At 44.7% G+C, this 18069-nt stretch carries 14 protein-coding genes; all 14 read left to right on the top strand.

From position 1 onward, the window contains the following. Positions 1 to 70 precede the first annotated feature (70 nt). The 14 genes from dnaE (at position 71) to pnpS (ending at position 17894) form a co-directional block, all read left to right on the top strand. Positions 71 to 3421, top strand: a complete 3351-nt coding sequence (gene dnaE, locus E2L07_RS00590) for a DNA polymerase III subunit alpha (RefSeq protein ID WP_134228565.1) — start codon at positions 71 to 73, stop codon at positions 3419 to 3421. A gap of 142 nt (positions 3422 to 3563) precedes the next feature. After that, positions 3564 to 4796: an NADP-dependent malic enzyme gene (gene ystJ, locus E2L07_RS00585; protein ID WP_010899311.1), complete on the top strand. Its 1233-nt coding sequence runs from the start codon at positions 3564 to 3566 to the stop codon at positions 4794 to 4796. Between the two features lie 40 nt (positions 4797 to 4836). Beyond that, on the top strand, positions 4837 to 5490 hold the full coding sequence (locus tag E2L07_RS00580) for a FadR/GntR family transcriptional regulator (protein ID WP_010899310.1): 654 nt from the start codon (positions 4837 to 4839) through the stop codon (positions 5488 to 5490). 65 nt (positions 5491 to 5555) lie between these two features. After that, on the top strand, positions 5556 to 6404 hold the full coding sequence (gene accD, locus E2L07_RS00575; protein WP_010899309.1) for an acetyl-CoA carboxylase, carboxyltransferase subunit beta: 849 nt from the start codon (positions 5556 to 5558) through the stop codon (positions 6402 to 6404). Positions 6405 to 6416: 12 nt separating this feature from the next. Then, the gene (gene accA, locus E2L07_RS00570; protein ID WP_010899308.1) at positions 6417 to 7394 is read left to right on the top strand and encodes an acetyl-CoA carboxylase carboxyl transferase subunit alpha; all 978 of its coding nucleotides are present in this window, start codon (positions 6417 to 6419) and stop codon (positions 7392 to 7394) included. 232 nt (positions 7395 to 7626) lie between these two features. Further along, positions 7627 to 8586, top strand: coding sequence for a 6-phosphofructokinase (pfkA, locus tag E2L07_RS00565; protein ID WP_010899307.1), 960 nt, complete (start codon positions 7627 to 7629; stop codon positions 8584 to 8586). Positions 8587 to 8636: 50 nt separating this feature from the next. Beyond that, complete coding sequence (pyk, locus tag E2L07_RS00560) at positions 8637 to 10391, top strand: pyruvate kinase (RefSeq protein ID WP_134228564.1); 1755 nt, start codon at positions 8637 to 8639, stop codon at positions 10389 to 10391. 55 nt (positions 10392 to 10446) lie between these two features. Continuing rightward, entirely contained in the window at positions 10447 to 10842 is a 396-nt protein-coding gene (locus E2L07_RS00555) for an FxsA family protein (RefSeq protein WP_134228563.1), read from the top strand. A 198-nt stretch (positions 10843 to 11040) separates the two neighbouring features. Then, positions 11041 to 11514 (top strand): DUF441 domain-containing protein, encoded by a 474-nt coding sequence (locus E2L07_RS00550; protein WP_010899304.1) that lies wholly within the window; start codon positions 11041 to 11043, stop codon positions 11512 to 11514. Between the two features lie 284 nt (positions 11515 to 11798). Beyond that, positions 11799 to 12917, top strand: a complete 1119-nt coding sequence (gene citZ / locus E2L07_RS00545; RefSeq protein WP_134228562.1) for a citrate synthase — start codon at positions 11799 to 11801, stop codon at positions 12915 to 12917. A gap of 76 nt (positions 12918 to 12993) precedes the next feature. Next, positions 12994 to 14262, top strand: a complete 1269-nt coding sequence (gene icd, locus E2L07_RS00540; RefSeq protein ID WP_010899302.1) for an NADP-dependent isocitrate dehydrogenase — start codon at positions 12994 to 12996, stop codon at positions 14260 to 14262. 22 nt (positions 14263 to 14284) lie between these two features. Continuing rightward, positions 14285 to 15229 carry a malate dehydrogenase gene (gene mdh, locus E2L07_RS00535; RefSeq protein WP_053430529.1) on the top strand — a complete coding sequence of 315 codons (945 nt, stop codon included), beginning with the start codon at positions 14285 to 14287 and terminating at the stop codon, positions 15227 to 15229. A gap of 183 nt (positions 15230 to 15412) precedes the next feature. Next, the gene (locus E2L07_RS00530) at positions 15413 to 16132 is read left to right on the top strand and encodes a response regulator transcription factor (RefSeq protein ID WP_010899300.1); all 720 of its coding nucleotides are present in this window, start codon (positions 15413 to 15415) and stop codon (positions 16130 to 16132) included. Beyond that, positions 16125 to 17894, top strand: a complete 1770-nt coding sequence (gene pnpS, locus E2L07_RS00525) for a two-component system histidine kinase PnpS (RefSeq protein WP_010899299.1) — start codon at positions 16125 to 16127, stop codon at positions 17892 to 17894. Before E2L07_RS00530 ends, pnpS begins: the two co-directional genes overlap by 8 nt. Positions 17895 to 18069 lie beyond the last annotated feature (175 nt).

The following is an 18069-nucleotide window of genomic DNA, read 5'->3' as shown; positions in this document are numbered from 1 at the left end:
GACATAAGAGAAAAAGACATACTATAATAGAAAATAGAAACGAAACAGATAAGAAATGAGGGAAGCTTCGATGGAAAGTGTTCATATACACGTACATAGTGAATACACCCTTCTCTCAAGCATGTGTCGGATTCCAGCACTAGTAGAAAAGGCAAAAGCAGCCCAGTTTTCTGCATTGGCATTAACCGATCGCCATGTCATGTATGGGGCTGTTCCTTTTTACAAAGCTTGTAAAGAATCAGGATTGAAACCGATTATCGGGATGGAGACCACCGTTCGATTTGCAGAGGATCGAGAGAGTGACCTTCTCTTATATGCCCGCTCCAATAAAGGGTATGAGCACCTTTTGAAGCTTTCAACGATCATTCAATGCCGCGAGGAAAAAGAAAAATATGTGACGTGGGAAGAGCTTCTCGCGTATAAGGACGACTTGTTGTACGTCATTCCATATTCAGGAGGATTTGTTCGCGCTTGTCTCGAAGATGAAGCGCTAGAACGAGGAGAGCGATTTATCCAGTTTCTCAAAGATCATCTTGGAGGGGAATCCGTTTATTTAGAAATTCAAGGCACGGACCGTTCTAAAGTTGAACCGATCAATCAATTGGCGGCAAAGCTAGCGATTCCCCTTGTGTGCAGTCAGCATATTCAAGTATTAGAGCGAGAAGATTTAGACGCGTGGAAAGTGATTCAGGCGATTCGCGAAGGTGTTCTCGTAGAAGAATTAAGAATCGAACAAGAGGAGGATGTTTGCTTTTTCACGTTGACTGAGATGGAGCAAACGTTTCGAGCTTATCCAGAAGCGTTGCAAAATACGAAAAAGCTAGCCGATCGTTGCCATGTTGAACTTACGCTTGGTAAGCCAAGGTTACCGAAATTTCAAACGCCTAATGAACAATCAGCTGAGGACTACTTGCGCAAGCTTTGTGAACAAGGGGCGAAAGAGCGATATGGGGAAGAATGGACCAAAGAGAAGGCGCAACGCTTAGGAGAAGAATTGGCGGTTATTGAGAGAATGGGCTTTAGCGATTACTTTTTAATCGTGTGGGATTTTATGCGATTCGCTCGGGAAGCGTCGATTGTAACAGGGCCGGGAAGAGGTTCTGTCGCCGGCTCATTAGTGGCGTATGTGTTATTTATTACCGACGTAGACCCGCTCCACTATGATTTACTGTTTGAACGTTTCTTAAATCCAGAACGTATTTCCTTGCCTGACATCGATCTTGACTTCCCTGATCATCGCCGCGAAGAAGTGATTGTTTACGTGAAGAAAAAGTACGGGGCGAATCGAGTAGCGCAAATCCTCACATTCGGTACGTTGGCTGCAAGAGCCTCGGTACGTGATGTAGGAAAGGCACTCGCGATCCCGCCAAACGTCATTGAAAAAATTAGCAAAGAGATTTCCGGTAGACCTGGGATGACATTGGTAAAAGCTTATAATGAGAACGAACGGCTCCGACAGCTCGTGCACGCTTCCGATGAGGCGCAAAAAGTGATGAAGCTCGCGCGCAAGGTAGAGGGGCTGCCGCGGCATACGTCTACCCATGCAGCCGGGGTCGTGATCAGTGAACAGCCGTTGACAGAGGTCATTGCTTTACAGCATGGGCAAGGAGAGGTGCCTCTCACGCAAGGGACGATGGAAACAGTCGAGGATGTTGGCTTAATTAAAATGGATTTTCTTGGATTGCGTAATTTGACATTGCTAGAAATGGTCGTCAAACGAGTGAGGGAAACGTACGGCCATTCTCTCAATGTAAAGCAGCTCCCCTTAAACGATGCAAAAACATTCGCCTTACTTGCCAAGGGGGAAACGACAGGTGTCTTTCAGCTAGAATCTGGGGGAATGCGGAAAGTGCTACGTGAGTTAAAGCCAAATACTTTCGCAGATATTGTCGCTGTCAACGCCCTCTACAGACCAGGGCCGATGGAGTTTATACCTGATTACATTCAAGGAAAAGAAGGGACAAAGGAAATTACTTATCTCCATCCAGACTTAGAGCCGATTTTAAGCTCAACATATGGTGTCATTGTTTATCAGGAACAAATTATGCAAATCGCCGCAAAAATGGCTGGCTTTAGTTTAGGTGAGGCCGATTTGCTGCGACGAGCAATAAGTAAGAAAAAGGGAGAAGCGTTACGCCAGCAAGAGGAGGCATTTGTTACGGGAGCCGTCCGCCAAGGCTATGAGCAAGAGACGGCTAAAAAAATATATGAGCTGATCGTTCGTTTTGCCAACTATGGATTTAATAAAAGCCATGCAGTTGCCTACAGCATGCTTGCCTATCAGCTTGCCTATTTAAAAGCCCATTATCCTAGATCATTTTACGCGGCGCTTGCCTCAACCATTTGGAATCAACCTGAAAAATTGGAACGGCTCCTTCAAGAGATGAAGCAACAAGGAATCCGAGTGCTTCCTCCTTCCCTTTCGAAAAGTGATATCCATTTTAGCGAAGAGGAAGAAGGGGTCCGCTTCCCACTTTTACCGTTGCGCTATGTGAGTGTTCGAGCGATCCGCGAACTTATCAAGGCACGACGTGAAGCGCCTGTTCGCAGTCTGTTCGACCTGTGCTCGCGAGTAGATGGCCGTATCGTTACTAGCCGAGTGATGGAAAGTCTGATTAAAGCAGGAGCTCTTGATGAGCTGGGGGAGCGAGCTACCCTTCTAGCCAACATTGAAGAAGCCTTTCAGTTTGCTGAACAAGTGAAAGAGTTCCAAGAAAATACTGGGGGGCTGTTTCAGCTAAGTGTAGAAGAGCCAGAGTATATAAAGGTAGAGCCCTTGACCGACTTAGAAAAGCTAGCTTATGAAAAGGAAGCAGTCGGGTTTTATCTTAGTGGTCATCCACTGCTTGCCTATACCGAATCGCTCAGGCAATATGATCGGTTAACATATTTGGAAGGAGCCGAGCGACGTTTTGTAAAATTGGCAGGCATGATCCATCGAATTCGCCGGATTCGAACAAAACGCGGTGAGGTGATGGGTTTTCTCACGATGAGTGATGAAACAGGGGAATGGGAAGCTGTTGTTTTTCCGGCCGTTTGGGCGATGTACGAATGGGGATTAAAGGAAGGCGAGCTTTATTTTGTCGAAGGAAAGATGGATCGGGGCCGCTCCGAAGAGCTGCAGCTATTAGTCGATAAAGTTTTGCCACTAAAGCACATGCTAAAAAAAGAAAAGGAAAAGCTGTTTTTAAAAATAACGGCAGACGTTGAGAAAGAAGTGGAACGGTTAAACGATATTCGGCGGTTGCTTCAAGTCCACCATGGCCCAACGCCTGTTGTCATGTACTACGAGAAACAAAGAAAAACGATTCAGCTCCCGGAAAAATATCACGTTTCCCTCTCCTTTACACTCTTACATGAACTCGAACAATTAGTCGGAAAAGAACATGTCGTTGTGAGCACATACGAGGATGAGAGCTGAATGATGGCTCAGTGAAACAAGGGTGTACAAGAAGGGCTCGTCTGTTATAATAAAAGATGTTTTTATACAGGTGGTCAGACCAGCTAAAGCCATTATATAAACTTTGTAAAATAACTACTATCTTTGAAGGAGCGTGTCTACTGTGGCGACGACAAGAGAGGAAGCTTTACACATTCACCGAGAAAATCAAGGAAAATTAGAGTCGAAGTCTAAGGTTCCCGTACGAAATGCAAGAGATTTAAGCCTTGCTTATTCACCGGGTGTTGCCGAGCCGTGCAAAGAAATTTTTGAAGATGTGGAAACGGTTTATGAATATACAATGAAGGGCAATATGGTAGCAGTAGTAAGTAACGGAACGGCGGTGCTAGGGTTAGGAAACATCGGACCGGAGGCTTCTCTTCCAGTTATGGAAGGGAAGGCTGTGTTATTTAAATCCTTCGCTGGTGTAGACGCGTTTCCGATTTGCTTGCGGACAACAGATGTCGATCAAATTGTGGAAACGGTGAAACTGCTTGAGCCTACTTTTGGTGGCGTTAACTTAGAGGATATTGCCGCACCGAGCTGCTTCGAAATTGAAGAGCGTCTAAAGAAGGAAACAAACATCCCTGTTTTTCATGATGATCAACACGGAACAGCCATCGTGACTTTGGCGGGCCTTATTAACGCGCTAAAATTAACAGGAAAGAGAATGTCGGAGATTAAAGTCGTGGCCAACGGAGCAGGTGCAGCCGGAATTGCTATTATTAAGCTGATGCAACGAATGGGTGTACGGGATATTATAATGTGTGATTCAAAAGGAGCCATCTATGACGGCCGTCCGTATGGCATGAATGACATGAAAGCAGAAGTGGCGAAGTGGACAAACCGCGACAAAATCGATGGTGGCCTTGGAGATGTGCTCAAAGGAGCCGATGTTTTTATCGGTGTTTCTGTAGCTGGAGCACTTACGAAAGAAATGATTGAAAATATGAATGATGATCCTATTATTTTTGCGATGGCTAACCCTGTGCCGGAGATTATGCCTGAAGAGGCGAAAGCAGCAGGAGCGAAAGTGATCGGAACGGGACGCTCAGACTTCCCGAATCAAGTAAATAACGTGCTTGCGTTTCCTGGTATTTTCCGCGGAGCGCTTGATGCACGGGCGACGCACATCAACGAAGAAATGAAGGTTGCTGCTGTTCATGCGATTGCTGACCTTGTAGCGGAAGAGGATTTAGATCCTGACTATGTCATTCCTGCTCCATTTGATCCGCGTGTCGCACCAGCTGTGGCGGCAGCTGTGGCGAAAACGGCGATGGAAACAGGAGTTGCTAGAAGAAAGGTTGATCCTGCTGAAGTGGAAGCAAAGACAAAGAAATTAGCTATCATTGAGTAATTTGTAAAAGTGGCTACAAGAGAGTGCAGGTGAGAAATGTTTGTCAGCTGGTGACAAAGTCTATTTAGAGGTCATTAAACAGATTAATCAAATCATACGTGCTGACCAACTTTCTGCTGGTGATAAGCTCCCCTCTGAACGGGAATTGAGCGACCGGTTACATGTAGGTCGCTCATCCGTTCGCGAGGCACTTCGAGCTTTGGAGCTCTTAGATTTGATTGAAACACGAAGGGGCGAAGGGACGTTTATTCGTCCAGCCAATAGTTATCCTCTCGTCAGCGTGATTTTATCCTTTTTATTAAAAGATCAACAAGCATTGAAGGATTTAGGGGAAACGAGGAGAATTGTAGAAATTGAGGCATTGCGTTTAGCGTGTCGTCGCATAACTGAAACAGAAATTCAGCAATTGGATGAACTCATTCTTGAATCGGAAATAGAGAAACATAGCGAGGATGACTTTCGTAAACATGATCATCGGTTTCACGAACGCATCGTTGCTGCTTGTCAAAATCGGCTTCTTTACAATATGTGGGCATCTCTCGTAGAATATCATCAAACGGCAATGACCTATGAAGTGGTACAGCGCAGGCAGCGTAAGGCGATTGTGCAGGAGCATCGCACGATTGTGGAAGCTTTAAAGAAAAAAGATGAACAGCAAGCGACGTTGACCATGGCGCTGCATTTGCAGCACTAATGGATCAAGGAAGCGATGGAAAGGCACTTCCAGTTCATTACATAGCGAAAAAAGAGGTGTCGAGTGTGCTAAAAGACTTTTTTTCTAAGAAAAAGCGATATGCAACGATCCCTTCTGAGCGGGCGAAGCATGATATACCTGAAGGGATTATGACAAAATGTCCTTCATGTCGGACGATTATGTATACAAAAGAGTTGAAAAAAAATTTATACGTATGTGATTCATGTGGCTTCCACCACAGAATGAACGCTTTCGATCGGATCGAAAGTTTGCTGGATCCAGGAACCTTTGTAGAGCTGGATAAAGGGATGACGACGGAAGATCCACTTTCGTTTCCGACGTATCGTGAAAAGGTGGAAGCGGATCGAAAGAAAACGAACTTAAATGAAGCGATTGTGACGGGAGAAGGAACGATGAACGGGTTTCCGCTCGTCATCGGTGTCATGGATGCTCGCTTCCGGATGGGGAGCATGGGATCAGTCGTTGGGGAAAAAATCACCCGTGCTATTGAGCGGGCGATCGAAAACAAGCAGCCATTCCTCCTTTTCTCTGCATCGGGCGGGGCGCGTATGCAAGAAGGGGTATTAAGCTTAATGCAAATGGCAAAAACAAGTGCTGCTCTCGAACGTCTAGACCGAGTAGGTGGTTTGTTCATTTCGGTTATGACCCATCCAACGACTGGTGGGGTATCGGCAAGCTTTGCTTCATTAGGTGACTACAATTTTGCTGAACCTGGAGCGCTCATTGGGTTTGCAGGGCGTCGAATCATTGAGCAAACCATCCGTGAGGAATTACCAAATGACTTTCAGACAGCAGAATTTTTGTTAAAGCATGGACAGCTAGATCGGGTTATTCCAAGGTCAGAGATGAAAGACACTTTGACCAAAATCCTTGATATCCATCATGTTTCATAGGAGGTGAGGTCAATGTCAACTGAGCTTGACTTCGAGAAGCCGATTCGCGACTTGAAAGGAAAGATTGAAGAATTGCGCACATTTACAGAAGAAAAAGAGATCGATCTTTCGGATGAGATTGAAAAGCTAGAAAAACGACTTCATGCCCTTGAAGAGAATATTTACGGTAACTTGAAGCCGTGGCAACGGGTACAGATTGCTCGCCATGGCGAGAGGCCAACGACGTTGGATTATATCGAGCAATTGTTCTCGGATTTTTTAGAAATGCACGGAGATCGATTGTATGGTGATGATGAAGCGATTGTTGCTGGGATTGCGAAATACAAAGGCCAACCTGTAACCGTGATTGGCCATCAGCGGGGCAAAGATACGAAGGAGAACATTCGCCGCAACTTTGGAATGCCTCATCCTGAAGGCTACCGTAAGGCGTTACGTTTAATGAAACAGGCGGAAAAGTTCCACCGTCCAGTCATCTGTTTTATTGATACGAAGGGAGCGTACCCTGGAAAGGCGGCCGAAGAACGGGGGCAGAGTGAAGCGATTGCCCGTAACCTATTGGAAATGGCAGGATTGAAAGTTCCAATTGTTTGCATCGTGATCGGTGAAGGAGGAAGTGGAGGGGCGCTAGCGTTAGGAGTAGGGGATCGAATCCACATGCTAGAAAACTCCACCTATTCGGTTATTTCTCCTGAAGGAGCAGCCGCTTTGCTTTGGAAAGATGCATCCCAAGCACAACGGGCCGCAGAAACGATGAAAATTACAGCACCTGATTTAAAGGAGCTCCAAATTATAGATGACATTATTCCTGAAGTTAGAGGCGGTGCTCACCGTAATGTAGCCGAACAGGCCGAAGCTATTGATCAAGTGCTAGAGAAATCGTTAAAGCAATTGTCATCCCTAACGACGGAAGAACTTCTGAATAAGCGTTACGAAAAATACAAGAAAATTGGGGAGTTTTCCCATGTAAACGATGCCATAAGCGTCAATTAAAGACAAAGTGCTTTCTTCCTAAGAGGAAGCACTTTTCATTATGTCTTGTCCATAGTTGTATTCAGCTCGTTAAAGTGGTATTTTTAAAAAATGAGGGCCAATGGTCACAAGTTTGTGTTCAGAATGAGCAGATCTGCTTGGGGAAGACGTTTCACGATGAGAGGAGTGGGGCGCACACGCTGTGTCCAGTGGAGTAGATGTGATGAACATTGAAGGAGGTATAGATTCAATTATGAAGCGAATTGGAGTGTTAACGAGTGGAGGGGACTCTCCTGGCATGAATGCCGCCATCCGTGCGGTTGTACGTAAGGCGATCTATCACGGAGTAGAGGTTTATGGCATTTACCAAGGGTATGCTGGTTTAATTTCAGGAGATATTCGAAAAATGGAGCTTGGTTCTGTAGGTGATATTATCCATCGCGGGGGGACCATTTTATATACGGCCCGTTGTGAAGAATTCAAGACACTTGAAGGGCAAAAAAAGGGAATTGAGCAACTGAAGAAATTTGGCATCGAAGGCCTAGTTGTTATCGGTGGGGATGGTTCATTTGCAGGTGCGCAAAAATTAACGGAGCACGGATTCCCAACAGTGGGAGTGCCAGGAACGATCGATAACGATATCCCTGGAACAGACTTTACAATTGGTTTTGACACAGCTTTGAATACGGTTATTGATGCGATTGATAAAATTCGCGATACAGCAACATCGCATGATCGTACATATGTCATCGAGGTCATGGGACGTAATGCCGGTGATTTAGCGCTTTGGTCTGGCTTAGCCGATGGAGCAGAAACCATTGTGATTCCCGAAGCTGATCATGATATTGACCAAATCATTTCCCGTCTGCAACGAGGACAAGAGCGAGGGAAAAAACATAGTATAATCGTCGTTGCTGAAGGTGTAGGAAGTGGAATGGACTTCGGAAGAGAAATTTCAGAACGAACAGGGGCTGAGACAAGGGTCACCGTGCTCGGACACATTCAACGGGGAGGCTCACCAACAGGATTTGATCGTGTTCTCGCGAGTCGTCTTGGAGCGAAAGCGGTAGACTTGCTTTTAGAAGGACAAGCAGGTGTAACGGTCGGGATTGAAAATAATAAGCTTGTCCATCATGACATTACAGAAGTATTGCAACGTAAGCATTCGATTGATTTGGATATGTATCGTTTGTCACAGGAATTGTCCATTTAACAAAGGTTCTTATAAAAGAGCTGTTGAAGGAAAACAGGGGAGGCAATGAAATGCGAAAGACAAAAATCGTTTGTACGATCGGTCCGGCGAGTGAAAGTGTAGAAAAGTTAGAACAATTAATGGAAGCAGGCATGAATGTTGCGCGGTTAAATTTTTCCCATGGGGACTTTGAAGAGCACGGTGCACGAATCAAAAACATTCGAGAAGCAGCGAAACGTATCGGAAAAACAGTTGCGATTTTACTTGATACAAAAGGACCGGAAATTCGTACCCAAACCCTTGAAGGGGGCGTGGCCGAATTAAAGGCAGGGCAAGAGCTTGTCATCTCTATGAAGGAGGTTGTAGGTACGAGTGAGCGTATTTCTGTCACATATCCGGGCCTAGTGCATGATGTTGTACCAGGTGCAAAAATTTTATTAGATGATGGGTTAATTGGGCTAGAAGTCGTTGAGGTTCGCGATCAAGAGATTTTGACAAAAGTCTTGAACAGCGGCACATTGAAAAATAAAAAAGGTGTCAATGTCCCGAACGTAAGCGTCAACCTGCCTGGAATCACAGAAAAAGACGCAGCGGATATCAAGTTTGGGATAGAGCAAGGCGTCGATTTCATTGCAGCTTCATTCGTTCGCAGAGCGCAAGATGTACTAGAAATTCGCGAATTGCTTGAGCAGCACGGGGCAGAGCATATTAAAATCATCCCTAAGATCGAGAATCAAGAAGGCGTTGATAACATCGAGGAAATTCTTGAAGTATCAGACGGTTTGATGGTGGCCCGCGGAGATCTAGGGGTAGAGATTCCTGCTGAGGAAGTTCCACTTGTGCAAAAGTCGCTTATTAAGAAATGCAACCTTGTAGCTAAACCTGTTATTACAGCGACACAGATGCTTGACTCGATGCAGCGTAACCCACGTCCAACTCGAGCCGAAGCTAGTGATGTAGCGAATGCGATTTTTGATGGAACGGATGCGATCATGCTTTCCGGTGAAACCGCAGCTGGGGATTATCCAGTCGAGGCGGTTCAGACGATGAGCCGAATTGCAGAGCGTGCAGAGCAAGCCCTAAACTATCAAGAAATCTTGTCCAAGCATACAAAAGAAGCGAGAACGACGATTACGAGTGCTATTAGTCAATCGGTTGGCCACACAGCATTCAACTTGAATGCAAGTGCAATCTTGACGGCGACTGAAAGCGGCCATACAGCTCGCGTAGTAGCGAAATACCGCCCGAAATCACCAATTGTAGCAGTTACAAGTAACGAAACAGTTGTTCGTCAACTCGCTCTCGTTTGGGGAGTGTATTCAATCCTTGGAGAAGAGGCAGAGACGACGGATGATATGCTTCAAGTGACCGTTGAGACAGCGTTAAAGTCCCAATTGGTGAAACAAGGGGATCTTGTCGTCATCACGGCAGGTGTTCCAGTGGGAGAGACAGGAACGACGAACATTATGAAAGTTCACGTCATTGGTGAAGTGGTCGCGAAAGGTCAAGGCATTGGACGCGTCACGGTGAACGGCAAAGTCGTCATTGCTGCTAATGCAGAGGAAGCAAATGCAAAGGTTGAAGAAGGGTCGATTTTAGTTACTTTCAGCACGGATAAGGATATGATGCCAGCCTTTGAAAAAGCAGCCGCCGTCATTACCGAAGAAGGTGGGATTACATCCCATGCCGCAGTTGTTGGTCTAAGTCTTAATACACCTGTGATCGTCGGTGTACAAAATGCGTCTGCGCTCTTTAAAGATGGGGAAGAAATAACGGTCGATACGAGCCGCGGTGACATTTACAGAGGGCAAGCAAGTGTACTATAATGAAAAGAGAAGGGAAAATCCCTTCTCTTTTTCTCTATGATAAGGGAGATGTGCGATGTTTCGAATCTTATTGTTGCTCATTATCATTGTCCCTGCAGCTGAAATTGCCCTTTTGATTTTATTTGGCCAAGCGATTGGCCTTTGGCCTACCATTGGGTTGATTTTGCTCACAGGTGTTCTGGGAGCATGGCTTGCGAAACGAGAAGGATTACAAACGATTCGCTTAGCGCAGCTTGAGGTAGAGCAAGGCCGAGTTCCAAGTGACATGCTTCTTGACGGCATTTGTATCCTGATAGGCGGTGTTGTGTTACTTAAACCAGGATTTATTACAGATGCCCTTGGGTTCTTTCTTCTGATCCCACAAACGAGAGGAATTGCGAAGGGCTTCATTCTTAAACTGTTCAATAAAATGGCTCGAAATGGTTCATTCGTCTTCATTTCAAGACGGTGATCCGTTAAAGTTAGTTGCCTTGTGCTCACTAGCAGCATAGGGCTTTTTCGCATGGTTTGGCCGAGAAGCGAGGTCGTTCTGGATTTTGTTTTATGATATGTCCTAGCCGCTGAGCAAATACTATGAAACATGACAAAGCGCTTACATTTATGGTATGATGAACGAGGATTGTTTAGGAGGAAGGAAGGACAACAAAAGTTGATATCTCAAGCGACTATTTTTATGCTTGTTTTGTTAGTGATTGCACTACTAGCAAAAAATCAATCGCTACTTATTGCAGTACTTGTGCTCCTCGTCATTAAATTTATTGGCGTTGGGGACAAGGTTTTCCCATTTTTTCAGCAAAAAGGTATCAGTCTTGGTGTAACCATTATTACAATTGCTGTACTAACACCGATTGCGACGGGAGAAATCGGGTTTAAGCAAATGGGGGAAGCGATCCGTTCATCTTATGCATGGGTTGCTCTTCTTTCAGGCGTTGTCGTTGCGCTCATTGCAGCAAGTGGAATTGATTTGTTAAAGAATGACCCTCATATTACGACAGCACTCGTGCTCGGTACGATTCTTGCTGTTGCCGTATTTAATGGTGTGGCTGTAGGGCCTTTAATTGGCGCTGGGATTGCCTATTTGACAATGAAGGTTGTCCAGTGGCTCGGTTCGTTTTGGGGATAATCATGCCGTTCTGCGCAAACACCTTTATTTTAAAAGGAATTTCGCTCTTCGCTGGAGAAACCTTCTTGTCGAAAAATGCTCTTAAACATTCACAAAAGTTGAAATAATGTTTATAATAAGAATTGGTTGACTTCCTTCCTGTACAACAATAGAGGAAAATGTGATTTTGTTACGTTTTCCAAAAGCTTTTCAAAAACGGGACAGGGAAAAGATACATATCGATAAAGCCCCTGATCAATCCGTTGCATTTAAGAGTAAAAGTAATAGGAAAAGGAGAGGGTAGTATGAGTGTCACTCGTGGTCTTGAAGGCGTCGTTGCGACGACATCTAGCGTAAGTTCGATTATTGAAAGTGTATTAACGTATCAAGGATACGATATTGATGAACTTGCTGAACATGCAAGTTTTGAAGAAGTAATATACCTTCTTTGGAATGGAAAGCTCCCAAATAAAGTAGAGCTTAAAGAACTTGCAGATGAACTTGCAAATAACGCTGAAATCCCGCAAGAAGTCATTGAGCAAATGAAAGCTTATCCGTTAGATCGCGTACACCCAATGGGCGCTCTTCGCACAGCGATTTCAAGCTTAGGCTTGTATGATGAGGAAGCGGATCTTATGGATGAAGCAGCAAACAAGCGAAAGGCATTGAAGCTTCAAGCGCAAGTTTCAACGGTTGTGACAGCGTTTTCTCGCATTCGCGAAGGAAAAGAGCCTGTTGCTCCTCGTACAGATTTAAGTTTTGCGGCGAATTTCTTGTACATGCTAACAGGAGAAGAGCCAGATGAAATAGCGGTTAATGCATTTAATAAAGCACTTGTTCTGCATGCTGATCACGAGCTAAACGCCTCTACATTCACAGCACGAGTCTGTGTTGCGACTCTTTCTGACGTTTACTCTGGTATTACAGCAGCGATTGGGGCATTAAAGGGACCTCTTCACGGTGGGGCCAACGAACAGGTAATGGCCATGCTCACGGAAATCGGCGATGTTGAAAACGTTGAACCTTACATCCGCAAAGCTTTGGACAACAAACAAAAAATTATGGGCTTCGGTCACCGAGTGTATAAAAATGGCGATCCACGTGCTAAACACCTACGGGAAATGTCTAAGAAATTAACGAGCATTACGGGCGAAAGCAAGTGGTACGAGATGTCTGTGAAAATTGAAGAAATCGTAACAAATGAAAAAGGACTATTGCCAAACGTTGATTTCTATTCCGCTAGCGTTTACCATAGTCTTGGAATCAAACACGACTTATTTACACCGATTTTTGCTGTTAGCCGTATGAGCGGATGGTTGGCTCATATTTTAGAGCAATACAGCAACAACCGCTTGATTCGCCCTCGGGCAGAATATGTTGGACCGAACAAGCGACAATATGTACGTTTGGAAGAGCGCAACTAAACGAGTACAGTCGGAGGTGTGTCCTCCGTGTACATAGAAGTAAGAGAGGAAGACGAACGCATAGGAGGTAACATTCATGGCAAACGGAGAGAAAATTAAAGTAAGTGCAGGGGTACTTGAAGTACCAAACAATCCAATTATCCCATTTATCGAAGGGGATGGAACAGGTCCTGATATTTGGGCGGCTGCACATCGGGTGATCGATGCGGCTGTGGAGAAAGCGTACAACGGAGAAAAGAAAATTGTCTGGAAAGAAATTTTGGCAGGTGAGAAAGCGTTCAATCAAACAGGCCAATGGCTTCCAGATGAGACGCTTGAAACGATTCGCGAGTATACAATCGCTATTAAAGGACCGCTTACGACTCCAGTTGGAGGAGGCATTCGTTCTTTAAACGTGGCATTACGTCAAGAACTTGACCTTTATGTTTGCTTGCGTCCAGTTCGTTATTTTAATGGGGTTCCATCTCCAGTCAAACGTCCGGAAGATACGAACATGGTTATTTTCCGTGAAAACTCTGAAGACATCTACGCAGGAATTGAGTATCAGGCTGGAACGGATGAAGTGAAGAAAGTAATCAACTTCTTACGGGAAGAAATGGGCGTTAAGAAAATTCGCTTCCCTGAAACTTCTGGTATTGGCATCAAACCTGTTTCTCAAGAGGGAACAGACCGACTAGTTCGTGCAGCGATTCAATATGCGATTACAGAAGGACGTAAGAGCGTCACCCTCGTTCATAAAGGTAACATTATGAAGTTTACAGAAGGTGCGTTCAAAAACTGGGGGTACGAAGTAGCTGAGCGCGAGTTCGGTGATAAAGTATTCACGTGGGCACAGTACGACAAAATTGTTGAAGAACAAGGAAAGGAAGCTGCGGATAAAGCGCAAGCAGAGGCGGAAGCAGCAGGCAAAATTATCGTCAAAGATTCAATTGCCGATATTTTCCTCCAACAAATCTTAACGCGTCCGAAAGAGTTCGATGTTGTAGCAACAATGAACTTGAACGGTGACTATATTTCCGATGCACTCGCGGCTCAAGTAGGCGGTATCGGAATTGCGCCGGGAGCGAACATTAACTATGATACAGGTCACGCCATTTTTGAGGCCACTCACGGAACGGCGCCGAAATATGCAGGCCTCGACAAAGTGAATCCATCTTCTGTACTTTTATCTGGTGAGCTCATGCTTCGTCACCTTGGTTGGAATGAAGCTGCTGACTTAATTATGGCTTCCATGGACAAAACGATCGAAAGTAAAGTTGTCACATACGACTTTGCTCGATTAATGGATGGGGCTACAGAAGTCAAATGCTCAGAGTTTGCGAATGAATTGATCAAGAACCTTTAATCTGATCTAGGAGTGATGGAAGATGGCAATTAAACGCAGAAAGGTCTCCGTTATTGGGGCGGGTTTCACAGGTGCTACGACAGCGCTAATGGTTGCTCAAAAGGAATTAGGTGATGTCGTTCTTGTGGATATTCCGCAAATGGAAGGTCCGACTAAAGGAAAAGCGTTAGATATGCTCGAGTCAACGCCGGTTCAAGGGGTTGATGTGAACATCACAGGTACGTCTAGCTATGAAGATACGAAGGATTCTGATGTGGTTGTCATTACGGCTGGAATTGCTCGTAAGCCTGGTATGAGCCGCGATGATCTCGTATCAACAAATGCGGGAATTATGAAGGCTGTTACGAAAGAAGTGGTGAAACATTCACCAAACGCCTACATTATTGTTTTAACGAACCCAGCAGATGCGATGACCTATACCGTTTATAAAGAATCTGGTTTCCCGAAAAACCGCGTCATCGGTCAATCGGGCGTTCTAGATACGGCACGCTTCCGTACGTTCGTCGCCCAAGAGCTTAACCTATCTGTTGAAGATATTACAGGTTTTGTTCTTGGGGGGCACGGGGATGACATGGTGCCATTGATTCGTTACTCCTATGCAGGTGGGATTCCGCTTGAAAAACTCCTTCCACAAGAGCGCATCGATGCGATTGTGGAACGTACGCGCAAAGGCGGCGGTGAAATTGTCGGCTTGCTTGGAAATGGCAGTGCTTATTATGCACCAGCCGCTTCACTTGCAGAGATGGTCGAAGCCATTCTGAAAGATAAGAAACGCGTCCTTCCAACGATTGCTTACCTTGAAGGTGAGTATGGATATGAAGATATCTATGTTGGAGTTCCGACGATTCTTGGCGGAGACGGCATTGAAAAGGTTATTGAGCTTGATCTAACCGATGAAGAGAAAGCGACCTTTGCTAAGTCCATTGAATCTGTTCGCAACGTCATGTCGGCACTACCAAAAGAATAATAGTAGCGTATAGAGAGAGGCTCCTGAAGGAAATCACTTCAGGAGTTTTTCTAGTATAAAAGATATTTTCTATAAGGTGAGAAAAGCCTTCATGGGATCGCATCTGTTTATTTGGTATACTAAGTGTTAGATAGAGGGGATTTGGGGAAACCGTTCAAATATGCTGATGGAGGATTTGAGTGAATGACACAAAGATTGTTAGTAGTAGACGATGAAGAATCAATTGTGACGTTATTGCAGTTTAATCTTGAACAGTCAGGCTACGAGGTCGTGACAGCAATGGATGGAGCTTCTGGGCTACAACTAGCTAAGACGCAAACGTTCGATCTTATTATTTTAGACCTCATGTTACCTGAAATGGATGGACTCGATGTATGTAAACAACTCCGCCAAAGTAAAGTGATGACCCCGATCCTTATGCTGACTGCAAAAGACGACGAATTTGATAAAGTTCTTGGGCTGGAGCTAGGAGCCGATGATTATATGACAAAGCCTTTCAGTCCCAGAGAGGTTGTGGCGAGAGTGCGCGCCATTTTACGGAGAGTGGGACATGCTCAAAATAACCATGAAGACAATAGCCGTTCCACTTCAACCCTATCATTCGGCAACGTGGAAATTTACCCTGATAATTACGAAGTCTACTTAAAAGGTCAGCCTCTTGAGTTAACACCAAAAGAATTTGAACTTCTTCTTTATTTAGCGAATCATAAAGGTCGAGTGCTTACGAGGGATCAACTGCTGAATGCGGTTTGGAATTATGAATTCGTTGGTGATACTCGAATTGTGGATGTGCACATTAGTCATTTAAGAGAAAAGATTGAACCAAATACGAAAAAGCCGATTTACATTAAAACGATTCGTGGCTTAGGCTATAAGCTAGAGGAGCCGCAGTTGAATGACTAAATTTCGCTACCGTCTTGTGTTGGCTGTGCTTACCGTCACCCTTCTTGTGATGGCAGGACTAGGTCTTGTCATCGGGCAAATCTTTAAAAATGTTTATTTAGAAAATTTGACTGATCGGCTCAAAAAGGAGACGTACCTAGCAGCTTCGATGGTTGAAAATGAGGCAGTCTTATTCAATGAAGTTCAGACGCTAACAGAGGAAATTAGTCAAAAGCTAGATGCTCGTGTAACGATCATTTTAGCAGATGGTACGGTCGTTGGGGAATCAGCAGCTGACCCTGCGGAAATGGAAAACCATGCCGATCGACCGGAATTCACTGAGCTTGAGGAAGGCATTGTCCGTTACAGCACGACCGTCGAAACGGAATTATTGTTCTATGCTGTTCCGATTCAAAATGAAGCGAATGAAACCATTGGCTATGTGCGCTTAGGGCTCCCAATTGAAGCGGTGAACTCTGTTAATCGCACGCTTTGGGCCATCCTCATTGTGAGCTTTACGATCGCGTTTTTAGTGATCGTTTCTGTCACCTATCGCATTGCCAACCAAATGATTCGCCCGATTGAGAGTGCGACAGTTGTGGCCAACAAATTAGCCGAAGGGGATTACCAAGCGCGGACGTCAGAGGAAAGTCGTGATGAAGTTGGACAATTAAATCGCTCCATCAATGTGTTGGCCTATAATTTGGAGCAGTTGACGAAGCGCCATCAAGTCCAAAAAGAACGTCTAGAAACGCTCATTGAAAATATGGGAAGCGGCCTTATTTTAATTAACACGCGAGGCGATATTTCTCTAATTAACAAGACATGCCACGATATTTTCCAAGAAGATACGGATCTTTGGCTCCACCAGTTGTATCATGATGTGATCAAGCATAAAGAAATCATTAAAATCGTCCAAGATATCTTTTTAACAGAAAAGCGGCAACGGCGACAAGTGAAACTGCCGATCCATCTGGAATACCGACATTTTGATGTACACGGAGCCCCCATTGTTAGGGAAAATGGAAAATTAAAAGGAATTGCTCTTGTCTTCCATGACATTACCGAATTGAAAAAGCTTGAGCAAGTTAGAAAAGACTTTGTAGCGAACGTATCTCATGAGTTAAAAACTCCAGTGACTTCCATCAAAGGATTTACGGAAACACTGCTCGATGGGGCAATGCATGATGAACAGCTCAGAGATCAGTTTCTTCACATTATTTGGAAGGAAAGTGAGCGACTTCAAAGCCTCATTCACGATTTATTAGAGCTTTCCAAAATCGAGCAAAACTATTTTCAGTTAAATTGGCAACAGACAAATTTGTTTGCAGTGGTTAGTGAAGTTATGACATTGTTGAAAGGGAAAGCAGAAGAGAAAGGGATTGACATCTCCCTCTCGGCAGAGGGTTCATTTGATCTCGAAGGGGATCCCGAAAGATTAAAGCAAATTGCGATTAATTTAGTCAACAATGCGATCACTTACACATCGAATGGGGGACGAATCGATTTGGCCCTGAAAGATCATGGGGATGTGGTCGAATTTGAGGTAAACGATACAGGCATTGGCATCAGAGAGTCTGAAATTCCACGTATTTTTGAACGTTTTTATCGGGTGGACCGGGCAAGAAGTCGAAACTCTGGAGGAACTGGACTTGGACTTGCGATCGTGAAGCACCTTGTAGAAGCCCATCAAGGAAAAATCCTCGTGGAGAGCGAATTCGGAAAAGGGACAACCTTTACGATTCAGTTCCATCGCTACCGTGATGATGAAGAAAAGTCATGAGCTTTACACATTTTTTACAAGTCCTTTATGCAAGGTTAACTTTGATACCTTATGATAACCATTGAACGGTTTCATCAATGCCGTTGTAAGCTGATTGCTCTTCTCATCCCTGCAATTGGTTTACAAGCAATAACACATCCCCTTGTGTTGGGACGAAAGCACCCCCTGAAGCTTT

Source organism: Halalkalibacterium halodurans (genome assembly GCF_004376175.1).
GTDB lineage: Bacteria > Bacillota > Bacilli > Bacillales > Bacillaceae_D > Halalkalibacterium > Halalkalibacterium halodurans.
The sequence above is the reverse complement of the archived record's forward strand: the minus strand, read 5'-3'. Positions and strand labels throughout refer to the sequence as shown.

Bases quoted from the DNA above. Each gene is read 5' to 3' on its own strand.
- dnaE (WP_134228565.1), top strand. From the start codon at position 71: ATGGAAAGTGTTCATATACACGTACATAGTGAATACACCCTTCTCTCA.
- accA (WP_010899308.1), top strand. From the start codon at position 6,417: ATGTCAACTGAGCTTGACTTCGAGAAGCCGATTCGCGACTTGAAAGGA.
- pfkA (WP_010899307.1), top strand. From the start codon at position 7,627: ATGAAGCGAATTGGAGTGTTAACGAGTGGAGGGGACTCTCCTGGCATG.
- pyk (WP_134228564.1), top strand. From the start codon at position 8,637: ATGCGAAAGACAAAAATCGTTTGTACGATCGGTCCGGCGAGTGAAAGT.
- E2L07_RS00555 (WP_134228563.1), top strand. From the start codon at position 10,447: ATGTTTCGAATCTTATTGTTGCTCATTATCATTGTCCCTGCAGCTGAA.
- citZ (WP_134228562.1), top strand. From the start codon at position 11,799: ATGAGTGTCACTCGTGGTCTTGAAGGCGTCGTTGCGACGACATCTAGC.
- icd (WP_010899302.1), top strand. From the start codon at position 12,994: ATGGCAAACGGAGAGAAAATTAAAGTAAGTGCAGGGGTACTTGAAGTA.
- mdh (WP_053430529.1), top strand. From the start codon at position 14,285: ATGGCAATTAAACGCAGAAAGGTCTCCGTTATTGGGGCGGGTTTCACA.
- E2L07_RS00530 (WP_010899300.1), top strand. From the start codon at position 15,413: ATGACACAAAGATTGTTAGTAGTAGACGATGAAGAATCAATTGTGACG.
- pnpS (WP_010899299.1), top strand. From the start codon at position 16,125: ATGACTAAATTTCGCTACCGTCTTGTGTTGGCTGTGCTTACCGTCACC.